This window comes from Paraconexibacter antarcticus (assembly GCF_024220175.1).
Taxonomy (GTDB): Bacteria; Actinomycetota; Thermoleophilia; order Solirubrobacterales; family Solirubrobacteraceae; genus Paraconexibacter; species Paraconexibacter antarcticus.
Genome location: NZ_CP098502.1, coordinates 3,104,164 through 3,116,056, shown reverse-complemented (window position 1 = coordinate 3,116,056; position 11,893 = coordinate 3,104,164). Strand labels below are relative to the sequence as shown.

Annotated in this window: 7 protein-coding genes and 2 pseudogenes; 4 read left to right on the top strand and 5 right to left on the bottom strand. The window is 72.6% G+C overall.

From position 1 onward, the window contains the following. The gene (locus NBH00_RS15270; RefSeq protein WP_254569452.1) at positions 1-471 is read left to right on the top strand and encodes a MarR family winged helix-turn-helix transcriptional regulator; all 471 of its coding nucleotides are present in this window, start codon (positions 1-3) and stop codon (positions 469-471) included. 33 nt (positions 472-504) lie between these two features. Here the strand turns inward: NBH00_RS15270 and NBH00_RS15265 are convergent, their stop codons facing one another. The 5 genes from NBH00_RS15265 to NBH00_RS15245 all read right to left on the bottom strand — a co-directional run bounded on the left by NBH00_RS15265 (position 505) and on the right by NBH00_RS15245 (position 9,120). Then, positions 505-2,892: a RelA/SpoT family protein gene (locus NBH00_RS15265; RefSeq protein ID WP_254569451.1), complete on the bottom strand. Its 2,388-nt coding sequence runs from the start codon at positions 2,890-2,892 to the stop codon at positions 505-507. Continuing rightward, complete coding sequence (gene recJ / locus NBH00_RS15260) at positions 2,859-5,336, bottom strand: single-stranded-DNA-specific exonuclease RecJ (protein WP_254569450.1); 2,478 nt, start codon at positions 5,334-5,336, stop codon at positions 2,859-2,861. Before recJ ends, NBH00_RS15265 begins: the two co-directional genes overlap by 34 nt. Before the next feature lie 107 nt (positions 5,337-5,443). After that, complete coding sequence (locus NBH00_RS15255; RefSeq protein WP_254569449.1) at positions 5,444-5,728, bottom strand: hypothetical protein; 285 nt, start codon at positions 5,726-5,728, stop codon at positions 5,444-5,446. Then, positions 5,728-8,637, bottom strand: a complete 2,910-nt coding sequence (gene secD, locus NBH00_RS15250; protein ID WP_254569448.1) for a protein translocase subunit SecD — start codon at positions 8,635-8,637, stop codon at positions 5,728-5,730. The genes NBH00_RS15255 and secD overlap by 1 nt, the downstream gene beginning before the upstream one ends. Positions 8,638-8,670: 33 nt before the next feature. Then, positions 8,671-9,120, bottom strand: a complete 450-nt coding sequence (locus NBH00_RS15245) for a hypothetical protein (protein ID WP_254569447.1) — start codon at positions 9,118-9,120, stop codon at positions 8,671-8,673. A 109-nt stretch (positions 9,121-9,229) separates the two neighbouring features. Between NBH00_RS15245 and NBH00_RS15240 the strand changes: the two genes are divergently transcribed. The 3 genes and pseudogenes from NBH00_RS15240 to NBH00_RS25545 all read left to right on the top strand — a co-directional run. Beyond that, complete coding sequence (locus NBH00_RS15240) at positions 9,230-10,138, top strand: hypothetical protein (RefSeq protein ID WP_254569446.1); 909 nt, start codon at positions 9,230-9,232, stop codon at positions 10,136-10,138. Between the two features lie 75 nt (positions 10,139-10,213). Beyond that, positions 10,214-11,740: pseudogene (locus NBH00_RS15235) on the top strand (PAS domain-containing protein); the annotation flags it as partial. 52 nt (positions 11,741-11,792) lie between these two features. Continuing rightward, positions 11,793-11,873: pseudogene (locus NBH00_RS25545) on the top strand (hypothetical protein); the annotation flags it as partial. Positions 11,874-11,893: the final 20 nt, after the last annotated feature.

Here is an 11,893-nt window from a genome sequence, read left to right as displayed (position 1 = left end):
ATGGTGCGTAAAGTTCGTGTGACGATGCTCTTCGGCGGCGCCACCCCTCCGGAGCCGATGGGTCACCTCACCGGATTCCTCCTCAACGTCGTGGCCGCGCGGTCGCGGGAGGCGTTCGCGAACGGGCTCGCCGACCTCGGGCTGCGTCCGCCCCAGTTCGCCCTCCTGACGATGATCGAGGCCTCCCCGGGCCTCGCGCAGCAGGACCTCGTCGCCGCGACCGGGATCGACCCCTCGTCGATGGTGGCGATGCTCGACGCCCTCGAGCACGCGGGCCTCGCCGAGCGCCGCCCGCATCCCGAGGACCGGCGCAAACGGGCGCTACACCTCACCGAGGCCGGTGCCGCGCGCCTGGCCGAGGCGCGCGAGGTCGTCGCGGCCATCCGCCCGTCGGTCTTCGGCGCCCTCGACGACACCGAGTTCGCCGAGCTTCACCGGCTCGTGCGCAAGCTCACCGGCTACGCCGACTGACCCTCGGAGCCGGCGAGCGGCCGGCGACGCCGATCAGCCGGCGCCCGGCGTCACGCGATAGGCGTCGAAGACGCCTTCGATGTTCCGCAGGCGGTTGACCGTCGCCTTGAGCGCGCGGGTGTCCCCCACCTCGACGACGAAGCGGTTCTGCACCATCGGCGAGTTCACGATGCAGCGCGCCTCGACGATGTTGATGCCGGCCTCCGAGAACGTCCGGCTGAGGTCCTCCAGGAGGCGGTGGCGGTCCCAGCCGTCGACCTGGAGCTCGACCTTGAAGGACGTGACGTGGTCGCCCTCCCAGTGGACGCGGACGAAGCGCTCGGGGTCCTTGCGCAGCGCAGCGGCGTTCGGGCAGTCGTCGCGGTGGATCGTGATGCCGCGGCCCAGCGAGACGTAGCCGACGATCGGGTCGCCGGGGACCGGGCGGCAGCACTTGGCCATCCGCAGCAGGACGTCCTCGACGCCCTCGACGACGATTCCGTACTGGTTCGAGGACCCCGTCGGCTGGCGGCGCTCGCGCTTGGTGGAGACGAGCGACTCGATCGTCGTCGTCTGCTCCTCGGCGGCCTCGCCCTGCTTGAGCCGCTGCAGGACCTTGTTGACGACGACCTTCGGGGAGATCTTCGCGCCGCCGAGCGCGATGTAGAAGTCGTCGGCCTTCTTGAAGCCCATCTCGCGGATGACGTCCGCGAGCAGGGGCGAGCCGGCGATCTTCTGCGGCGGCAGGCCGGCCTTGCCGAGGTGCTCCTGGAGCAGCGCCCGCCCGGTGTGCTCGGTGTCGTCGCGTGACTCGGCCTTGAACCACGCCTTGATCTTGTTGCGGGCGCGCGTCGTCTTCACGACGGCGATCCAGTCGCGGGACGGGCCACGCTCGCGGTTGGCCGTCAGGACCTCGACGATGTCGCCGCTCTTCAGCTCGTAGTGGAGCGGCACGATCTTGCCGTTCACGCGCGCGCCGACGCAGCGGTGGCCGATCTCGGTGTGGACCTCGTAGGCGAAGTCCAGCGGCGTGGCCCCGGCGGCGAGCGACTTCACCTCGCCCTTCGGGGTGAAGACGAAGACCTCCTCGTCGAACAGGTCGACCTTGAGGTTCTCCATGAACTCCTCGGGGTCGGAGAGCTCCTTCTGCCAGTCGAGCATCGACCGCAGCCACTTGAGCTTCGCCTCCCCGTCGAGCCCGGCCGCGCCGACCGCCTTGCCGCCCGACCCCTTCTTGTTCGGGTCCTGCTTGTAGATCCAGTGCGCGGCCACGCCGTACTCGGCCTGGTCGTGCATCTCGCGCGTGCGGATCTGGATCTCGAGCGGCTGGCCCTCGGGCCCGATGACCGTCGTGTGGAGCGACTGGTACATGTTGAACTTCGGCATGGCCACGAAGTCCTTGAAGCGTCCCGGGAGCGGCTTCCACAGCGAGTGGATGACGCCGACGGCGCCGTAGCAGTCCTTCACGGACTCGACGATCACGCGCATGGCCGTGAGGTCGTAGATCTCGTTGAACTCGCGACCCTTCTTGGTCATCTTCGAGTAGATCGAGTAGAAGTGCTTCGCCCGGCCGAGGATCTCCGCCTTGATGCCGAGCGCCTCGAGCTCGCGTGCGAGGTAATCGCCGGCGTGGTCGACGTAGACCTCGCGCTCCTCGCGCTGCTGGTTCACCAGGCCCTTGATCTCCTGGTACTTGCGCGGGTGCAGCGCCGCGAACGCGAGGTCCTCGAGCTCCCACTTGATCGCGTGGATGCCGAGCCGGTGCGCGATCGGCGCGTAGATCTCCAGCGTCTCCTTCGCCTTGTCGATCTGCTTCTGCTTCGGCATCGCGCCGATCGTCCGCATGTTGTGCAGGCGGTCGGCGAGCTTGATGAGGATGACCCGGATGTCCGAGGCCATCGCGACCATCATCTTGCGGTAGTTCTCGGCCTGTGCCTCGTCGCGCGACTGGAAGGTGATGCCGGTGAGCTTCGTGACGCCGTCGACGAGCGACGCGACCTCGTCGCCGAAGCGCTCGGTCACCTCGTCGAGCGACGCGGTCGTGTCCTCGACGGTGTCGTGCAGGAGCGCCGCGACGATCGTCTCGGTGTCCAGGCGCATCCCGGCGCAGATCTTCGCGACGCCCACCGGGTGGGTGATGAAGTCCTCGCCGGACTGGCGGCGCTGGTCGGCGTGGTGCTCGCAGGCGAAGAGGAAGGCGTCGCGGACGCGCTCGCGGTCGACCTGGAGCGCGGCGTCGTGCGCGTGCTCGGCGATGATCGCGAAGAGGTCGCCGAGGAGCGTCCGCTCGCTCGGGGTGAGGTCCTTGCCCGCGAGCAGGTCGGCGGCCGGCGGCTCGACGGTGGCGGCGACGCCGCTCGTGATGACGACGTCGATCGGGACCCGGTCGGCCGGGGAGCTGGCGGCCGTCAGGCCGCCCTCTGCCTCGCGCTGCTCAGCCATCGCTCCCCCTGACGGAGGCGATCGGTGCAGGCGCGGTACGTCGCCGAGCGCTCGAGGTCCACGCGGCCGTCGACGGGCAGGAGGACCGCGCCGAGCGTCGCGGCGTCGACCGTCGCGAGGCCCGCCTCGGCGAGGACACGGAGCAGGCGGCCGGCGAGGACGGGGTCACGCGGGCGCTCACGGTCCCCCCGGAGCGCCGCGGGCGCAGCGGTGCCGTCGCGCAGGGCGCGGTACACCGCGGCGAGCGGCTCGCGGAGGGTGTGACGGGCGGCGTGGACATGCAGGGAGAAGCCTAGCTCCTCAGCCCCCCACGCCAGATGGGCCATCGTGTCGGGGCAGGCCGCGGTGACGGCCGCCAGCAGGGCCGGGTGCGGCGGCGGGTCGAGGACGACGATGTGGCCGAAGGACCGGGCGAGGGCCGGGTCGGCCTCGAGGGCGTCCCATGCGACGACGTGCCCGGCGAGAGGAGCGAGCGCGGGAGCGCGGACGGCGGCGTCCGCGACCGCGACGAGGACGGTGTCGCCGGAGGCGCGCAGCGCGCCGAGCGTCCCGGCGACGCCGTGGTGGCGCCGGTCGGCGCCGGGGCGGCCGCCCGCGGCAGCGGCGGCGGGCCACGGGTCGGCGCCGGCCTGCACCGGCGGGAGGGTCGTCACCTCGGCCGCGGCGGCCGCGCGGACGAGCGCGTCCCACCCGGCGTCGACGGCACCGACGACCGTCGCGGCGGGCGCGGGCGGGGCGCCGGTGGCCTCCTCGGCGCCGGCGGGCGGCGTGAGGATCCGGCGCAGGACCAGGCGCGGCTCGACGCTGCCCTGCCACTCGTTGCGCTCCAGGCGGAAGGTCGCCTCGACCCCGGCCTCGCTGCCCGGCGGGAGGGCCGGCATCCCGAACGCGACCGCGCGGGCCTGGACGCCGCCCGCCTTCACGGTGAAGCGGACGTGCTTGCCCTCCCCCATCGGCCGTGCGTCGACGAGCTGCGCGCCGGGCACGAGGAGGTTCGGCGTCGGGTTGCCCATGCCGAACGGCGCGAGCGCCAGCAGCTCGTCCGCGAGCTCGAGGCCGAGCTCGTCCCCGCTGACGACGGCGTCGATCCGCTCGCGCGGGACGAGCATCTCCGGCGTGAGCGTCGCCTCGGCGTGCGCGACGAAGGCGGCCCGGAACGCGTCGACGTCGGTCGCGGCGAGCGTCGCCCCGGCCGCGGCCCGGTGCCCGCCGTGACGTTGCAGGTGCGCGGCCGAAGCGTCGAGCGCGGCGAGCAGGTCGAAGCCCGGGATCGAGCGGCCGGAGCCCGTCCCCTCCTCGCCGTCGAGCGCGACGACGACGACCGGCCGGTGATGGCGCTCGGCGATGCGGCTGGCGACGATGCCGATGACCCCGGGGTGCCACTCCTCGCCCGCGAGGACGAACGCGGCGGGCACGCCGTCCGCGCTCGCGGCGGCGACCTGGGCCTCGGCGGAGAAGAGGATGCGCGTCTCGGTGTGGCGGCGCTCGGCGTTCAGGCGGTCGAGCTCGTCGGCGACGTCGGTCGCGCGGGCGTCGTCCTCGGTGAGGAGCAGCTCGAGCGCGGCGTCGGCGCGGAGCATCCGGCCGGCGGCGTTCAGGCGCGGGGCGAGGCGGAAGCCGATCGCGGTCGCGTCGAGGGACCCGGGATCGGCCTTCGCCACCCGCATGAGGGCCCGCAGCCCGGGGCGCGTCGTCCGCTTCAGCGCGGCGAGGCCGGCCCGCACGAGGCGCCGGTTCTCCCCGACGAGCGGGACGAGGTCGGCGACGGTCGCGAGCGCGACGAGGTCGAGCTCGTCGTCGGCGCGGGCGGCGTCCTGCCCGGCGGCGGCGAAGAGCGCGCCGGCGAGCTTGTAGGAGACCGCGCCGGCGCAGAGCTCGGGGCACGGGTAGCCGCAGACCGCCGGGTGCACGATCGGCGCGTCGGGAAGCCGGCCGTCGGCCCGCGGGCTGTGATGGTCGGTGACGATGACCTCCATCCCCGCGGCGACGGCCTGGGCGACCTCCTCGACGGCGGTGATCCCGCAGTCGACGGTGACGAGCAGCCGCGTGCCGCGCGCGGCGAGCCGCTCGACCGTCGCGGGGCGTAGACCGTACCCGTCCTCGGCGCGGCCGGGCAGGTACCAGTCGACGTCGGCGCCGAGGCGGCGCAGGGTCCGCACGAGGATCGCCGTCGAGCAGACGCCGTCGACGTCGTAGTCGCCGTGGATCGTGATCCGCGTCCCGGCCCGGACGTGGCGCAGGACCGTCGCGACCGCGACGCCGATCCCGGCGAAGGCACTCGCGTCGGGGGCGACGTCGGCGGCGAGCCACGTGCGGGCCGCGGCGGCGTCGCCGAGGCCGCGGCGGGTGAGGATCTGGGCGACCGGGAAGCTCACCCCGAGCTCGCGCTGGAGGTCGAGGGCCGCCCGGACGTCGAACGGCGCGATGTCCGGGCGGACGTCCATGACGCCAGACGGTACGCGGGGGAGCGGACGGGACGGGCCCGCGATGCCGCAACCTGCGCGGTTTCCGCGCAGGGTCGTCGCAGGGGCCCGGCCCGCGCGGGTCAGGCCTACGCGACGAGCGTCTCCGGGGGCGCGTGCTTCTCGCGGCGGACGCCCTCGAAGTACACGGCGGCGATGCCGATGAGCGCGCCGGGGATGCCCTCCAGGGCGGTGAGCAGGTGGACGTCGTGGCGTCCGGGGATCGTGAACCCGCTGAGCAGGAGCGCGACGAGGAAGGAGCCGAACAGCGCCCCGCAGAACGCCCCGACGATCCCGCCCCAGAAGCGATCCGGCAGGAAGATCGTGAAGTGCCAGATGGCGAGACCCATCATGACCCAGGCCATGGCGCCCATCAGCGCTTCCTCCCGTGGTTGCGGTTCCGCGGCTTCGAGCCCTTGGGCTTCTTCGGCCGGTCCTTCATGACGAGGTCCTCCGGGCGCGCGTCGGCGGACGGATCGAGCTCCGGCTCCGCGGGGGCGGCCGGCGCATCGGCGTGCAGCTCCTCGACGAGCTGCTTGAACTCGCTCGGCGAGACGCCCTGCGCCGGGTCGTCCGGCGCCGTGATCCGGCGCTTGGCCGTCTTCTTCGGCTTGACCTCGACGAGCTGCCCGGCGGCGCCGGTCGCGTAGGCCGGGACGACGCCGCCGTTCTCGGTGCGGATGCGGGCGGCGCGGCGGGCGTAGACCGGCTCGCGCTCCTTCCAGTGCTGGAAGACGGGCGCGGCGATGAAGATCGACGAGTACGCGCCGGAGAGCGTGCCGATGAGCAGCGCGAACGCGAAGTCCTTCAGCGTATCCCCGCCGAAGATGAGCAGCGCGAAGATCGGCAGGGCGGTCGAGAACGAGGTCGCCAGCGACCGGGTCAGGACCTCGCCCATCGAGCGGTTGACGATCTGCGAGAACGCGGCCCGCGGCATGCGCGGGATGTTCTCCCGGATGCGGTCGAACACGATGATCGTGTCGTAGAGCGAGTAACCGAGGATGGTGAGGAGCGCCGCGACGGTCGACGTGGTCACCTCCCGGCCGGTCAGCGAGTACACGCCGGAGACGATGAGGATGTCGTGCATGAGCGCGATGAGCACGGGCACGGCGTACTTCCACTCGAATCTGATCGCGATGTACGCGCTGATGACGAGCAGCGAGACGACGATGGCGATGATCGCGCCCTTGGCGACGGTGTTGCCGAACGTCGGCCCGATCGAAGTCGTGTCGGGTGACCCCTTGATCGTGTAGGCCTTGTCCAAGGCGCTCGTGACCTTGTTCGCGTTGGCCGGCTTGAGCTGCGACGTGGAGATCTGGAACGCGTTCGGCCCGAGGTCCTTGTCGTTGACGCGCTGGATCTTCGAGCCGCTGTCCGCACCGGCGGCGACGATCGTGTCGCGGATCTGGTTCTCCGTCGTGGGCTTCACGAAGGCGGCCTTGATCCGGGTGCCGGAGTCGAAGTCGATGCCGAAGTGCAGGCCCTTCCCGCCGATCGCGAGCGCCCCGATGAGGAGGATGCAGCCCGAGGCGGAGAAGAACCACCTCGACGCGCCCATGAAGTCGAAGCCGCGCCACGGGAGGTGGTCCTTGTCGAGGTTGCGGTCGGCGGCGCCGAGGGCGCTCGCCGAGTTCACGAGGCTGCTCTTGGACAGCAGGGCGAGGATCGCCTGCGTCAGGAGGACGGCCGTGAAGAGCGAGACGAGCGTGCCGATGCCGAGCACGAGGGCGAAGCCCTTGACGCCCGCCGTCGCGAGAACGAAGAGGATGAACGCCGTCATGAACGTCACGACGTTCGCGTCGATGATCGCGGCGAGACCCTTCTTGTAGCCGGCCGCGACGCCCGCGGCGATCGATCTGCCGCCGCGGATCTCCTCCTTCACGCGTTCGAAGATGACGATGTTCGCGTCGGCGGCGACGCCGATCGTGAGGATGAGGCCGGCGATGCCCGGCAGCGTCAGCGTGATCGGGATGAGCTTGATCAGCGCGAAGAAGTAGATCGAGTAGACGACGAGCGCGACGACCGCGATGGCGCCGAGCACGCGGTAGAAGAAGAGGAGGAACAGCGCGACGATGAGGAAGCCCGCCGCGCCGGCCGCGAGGCCCTGGTTGAGGGCGGCCTTGCCGAGCGTCGCCGAGACCTGGGACTGCGAGATGAGGTCGAGCTTCACCGGCAGCGCGCCGTACTTCAGCTCGTTCGCGAGGCGCTGGGCCGAGTCGATCGTGAAGCCGCCCGAGATCTCCGACCCGTTGGAGCCGTCGATGCCGTCGCCGTTCTGCTGGTAGTCGATGTACGGCACCGACACGAGCTGGTTGTCGAGCACGATCGCGAAGTGCTGGAACTTCTGCTGCGGATCGGTCAGCGGCGTGCCGTCCGCCGTCGCGATGAGGCCCGCGCCGCGCTGGGCGATCTCGCGGGTGACCTTCTGCCACTTCTTCCGCCCCGAGCTCGTGAAGTCGAAGGTGACGTTCGGCGCCTGGGTGTTCTGGTCGAAGTTCTGCTCCGGGTTCTTGATGTCGGTGCCGCGGAGCGCGTAGGAGTCGTTGAGGACGTAGTAGCAGTCGGGGCCGTTGCCGCCGTTCTCCTTGGCCGTCGTGGCGGTCGTCTCCTGCTGGACGAGAAGCGTCCCCTCGTTGACGTGCTTCGGGGCGAGCGTCGCCTGCGGGTGCTTCTTCAGGTAGGTGAGGACGCCCTCGTTGGAGCGGAGGTCCTTGACGGTGTCGCCGGGGCCCGCAACGACCGTGCGGGTCTTGTTGTTGACGAGGTACCAGCGCCCGAGGGACGAGGCGGTCGTCGCGTTCTGGGGCGGGCGCCGGGCGGCGCGGGCGAGGGCGTCGTACTCCGGGAAGCAGCCGGTCGTGCCGGCCTGCGGGCCGCCGGTGACGTTGAAGTCGTTCGGGATCGGCCTGCCGTTGGGCCCGACGACGTTCTTCTCCCAGTCGTAGAAGAAGAGCTGGGCCGTCGTGCCGACCTGCTGCTCGGCGTCCTTCGCGTTCTTGACGTCCGGCAGGGAGACGGTGATCTGGTCCGAGCCCGAGCGCTGGATCTCCGGCTCGGAGACGCCGAGCGCGTCGACGCGCTTGCGCATGATGTCGATCGCGCGGTTGATCGCCTCGCCGTTCAGCGCGACGCCCTTGGTCGGCTTCGCCTGGTAGGTCAGCTCGACGCCGCCCTTCAGGTCGAGGCCGAGGCGGGTCTTCTTCGCGACGATGGCGCCGATCGACCCGAGGAGGAGGAGGACGACGAGTCCGAGGATGAGGGAATTGCGGCGACGGTCGGTCATGAGATGGCCTGCTCGGTGCTCGGGCGGAGACGCCTAGTTGATCGGGGTGAGGACGAGCAGGAGCCCGCCGTCGTCGTCGTAGGCCGGGAAGATGTCGGCGGTCGCACGGGCCGGGAGATCGCCCTCGGCGTTGACCTGCACCGCCTTGGACAGCTGACGCACGCCCCACTCCAGCGCGGTCTGGACGGGATCGTCGCCGGCGTCGAACCTCAGGCCCAGCACCGCCGACACGTGGCGACCGATGACCGCCTGGTCGTCCAGGCCGGTGAGCTGGAAGGACCCGCGGCCGCAGGCGATGACGTTCCCCTCCTGGTTGCAGGCGAAGAACGCGGCGTTCGGGGCCGGGTAGTAGTCGTCCAGCAGCTCGAAGAGGAAGCCGAAGCCGCACTTCGCGCAGCCCTTGGGCTGGGCTCGGAAGCCTGCGGTGCGATCGTTGGCGGCGGTGCGGTTGCCGCAGTTGGGACAGATGAAGAAGTGGGCCATCGGAGGTATCGAGCGGAGCGCAGACCCTAACGGCCCCTCCGTCGCTCCGGACAGGGTACGCGGTGGGCGGACGACGAGCGTCCCCACCGGCTGGTAGACCACCCGCAGCATGCCGGACTCCCCGCCGCCGCCCGTCTCCCTCGCCGACGCCGAGATCGCCCAGCGGATCGCCGCGAGCGCGCGCGACGGACGCCCCGTCGACCGCCGGCCGACGGCGGAGCAGCTGCTGGCGGCCTTCGGCGAGGGCCCGGAGGCCGGCCCGGCGGCACGGGCCCGCGTCCAGCGGGCGCTCCAGATCGCCGGGGTGACGGTCGACCCGGCGCTCACGGACGCCTCCCCCGGCGCCCGCGTGACCCTCGACCCGGGCCGCGGCCCGGCGGGCGGCCGCGGCCGGACCCTCGTCCTGGGCGTCGTCGCCCTCGCGGCCGTCATCGGCGGGGTCGCGGCGGCCGCCTCGCTCAGCGGCTCGGGCGGCGGGGACCGCGCGTCGTCGCTCCCGGCGGGGACGACGACCGCCGCGACCGCGAGCGTCCCCGCGACGACGGCGACCGCCCCCACGACGGCGAGCACCCCGACGACGGCGGGGACCGCCCCGGCCGCGACGACGACGACGCCGGCCACCACGACGACGCCGGCGACCACCCCGAAGACGGACGCGGCCGCCGTCGCCCGGGCCCGTCGCCGCCGGGCCGCGGAGCAGCGCCGCCGGCGGGCCGCGGCCGCCCGTGCCGCTGCCCGCCGGCGCGCCGCCCGTCGTCGGGTCGTCGTCTCGCTCACGGCGTCCGTCCCCAGCTACCTCTGCGTCGACGACGGCGCCGGCCACCGGCTGTTCGGGGGCACCCTGACCGGGACGCGCACCTTCCGCGGCCCGCGGATCCGGGTGAACGTCGGCCTGGACTCGGTCGTCATGCGGGTGAACGGCACGCGCGTCCCGCTGAACGGCAGCCCGACGGGCTACCTCCTGCAGGCCGGCAAGGCGCCGCAGTACCTGCCGCTCGGGCAGCGCCCCTCCTGCTGATTCAAGCTCGAGCTGCCCCGGGCCGATGCACAGGTCGTGCCCTCATGGCTCGATGCCCTTCCTGCGGAAGGGGACATGGTCAACCGCCTCCGCACCGCCGACTGGTCCCGCACCCCGCTCGGCGACGTGGAGCACTGGCCCGAGACCCTCCGGGTCGCCGTCACCATGGTTCACGGGTCGCGGTTCCCCATGCTCATCTGCTGGGGTCCCGAGCTCATCCAGATCTACAACGACGCGTTCATCCCGATCTACGGGGGCAAGCACCCGCAGCTCGGATGCCGGATGCAGGACACGTGGGCCGAGGTCTGGCCGATCCTCGAGCCGATGCTCGGCGGCGTCATGGCGACCGGGGTCGCGACGTGGTCGGAGAACGTCCTGCTGTGGGTCGAGCGTGGCGCGGCCCGCGACGACGTCACCGTCGAGGATGCGTACTTCAGCTGGTCCTACAGCCGGATCCAGGGGCCGGACGGCTCGGGCGCCGGGATCTACGTCGCCGCGACCGAGGCCACCCAGCAGGTCCTGGAGGACCGCCGCGGACGGGCCCTCGCCGCGATCACGACCGGGTACGCGGCCACGCGGGAGGAGGCGGCGCACCAGGTCGTGGCGGCGATGGCGCGGCATCCGGACGACGTGCCGTTCGCCCACGTCTACCTCCCCGGCGAGGACGGCCGCGGGTACGCGCCGGTGGCCGGGCCCGGCCTCGGCGGCCTGCCGGCTGCGCGGGATGCCGCGTGGCCGCCCGCGCCGGCCGGCGCGGACCCCGAGATCGTCGCGCTGCCCCCCGGCTTCCCGGCGGTGACCCACGCCCAGTCCGGCCTGCCCGTCACGCACGCCGGCGTCGTCGCCCTCGGCGGACACGGACTGCTCGTGTGCGGGCTGAGCCCGTCGCGCCCCCGCGACGAGGCCCACCTGCGGTTCCTCACGGCGCTCGGGACCCGCGTCGGGGCCGCGCTCGGCGCCGGCCAGGCGTTCGCCGACGAGCGGATGCGCTCCGAGCAGCGCCTGGCCCTCGCGCGGGCGACGATCGAGCGGGAGGAGGCCGAGCGCAGCCTCGCGATCGCCGAGCGCTTCCGCTTCGCCTGTCGCGCGGCGAACGTCGGCGCCTGGACCCTCGACCTCCGGACGGGCCGCACGGAACTCGACGAGAACGTGGAGCTCATGTTCGGGCTCAGCCCGGGCACGCTCGACGGCAGCCTCGACGACATCATGTGGCGCATCGACGACGAGGACCGCGACCGCGTCGCCGACGCGATCGCCGTCGTCACCCGTGACGGTGGCGAGTACGTCGTGGAGTACCGGATGACCCGCCCGGACGGCAGCCGGCGCGCCTTCCAGGCCCGCGGGATGGCGACGCCCGGCGCGGACGGGCGCCCCGCCCTGCTGCACGGCGTGCTGTGGGACGCGACCGAGCTCATCGCGGCGCAGACCGCGAGCCGCGAGTCCGAGGAACGCCTGCGGACCGCACTCGAGGCGGCCACCTGGGGCAGCGCGATCATCCACCCCGACGGGCGCATCGCCCAGGTCAACCAGGCCCTGTGCGACCTCGTCGGCTACGACCGCGACGCGATCGTCGGCATGTGCTGCCAGCAGCTCGTCCACCCGGACGAGGAGCGCGTCCCGAACCCGGGGGGGCGGCAGCACCGAGGCCCGCGAGCTGCGGCTCGCCACGGCCGACGGCCGCGAGATCTGGGTCACGCTGAGCTCGGCGCCGGTCCTGGCCGCCGACAGCACCGTGCTCCACCACGTCGTCCACGT

Coding starts and splice junctions, on each gene's coding strand:
- recJ (WP_254569450.1), bottom strand. CDS start 5,336: ATGGACGTCCGCCCGGACATCGCGCCGTTCGACGTCCGGGCGGCCCTC.
- secD (WP_254569448.1), bottom strand. CDS start 8,637: ATGACCGACCGTCGCCGCAATTCCCTCATCCTCGGACTCGTCGTCCTC.
- NBH00_RS15255 (WP_254569449.1), bottom strand. CDS start 5,728: ATGGGCGCCATGGCCTGGGTCATGATGGGTCTCGCCATCTGGCACTTC.
- NBH00_RS15265 (WP_254569451.1), bottom strand. CDS start 2,892: ATGGCTGAGCAGCGCGAGGCAGAGGGCGGCCTGACGGCCGCCAGCTCC.
- NBH00_RS15270 (WP_254569452.1), top strand. CDS start 1: ATGGTGCGTAAAGTTCGTGTGACGATGCTCTTCGGCGGCGCCACCCCT.
- NBH00_RS15245 (WP_254569447.1), bottom strand. CDS start 9,120: ATGGCCCACTTCTTCATCTGTCCCAACTGCGGCAACCGCACCGCCGCC.
- NBH00_RS15240 (WP_254569446.1), top strand. CDS start 9,230: ATGCCGGACTCCCCGCCGCCGCCCGTCTCCCTCGCCGACGCCGAGATC.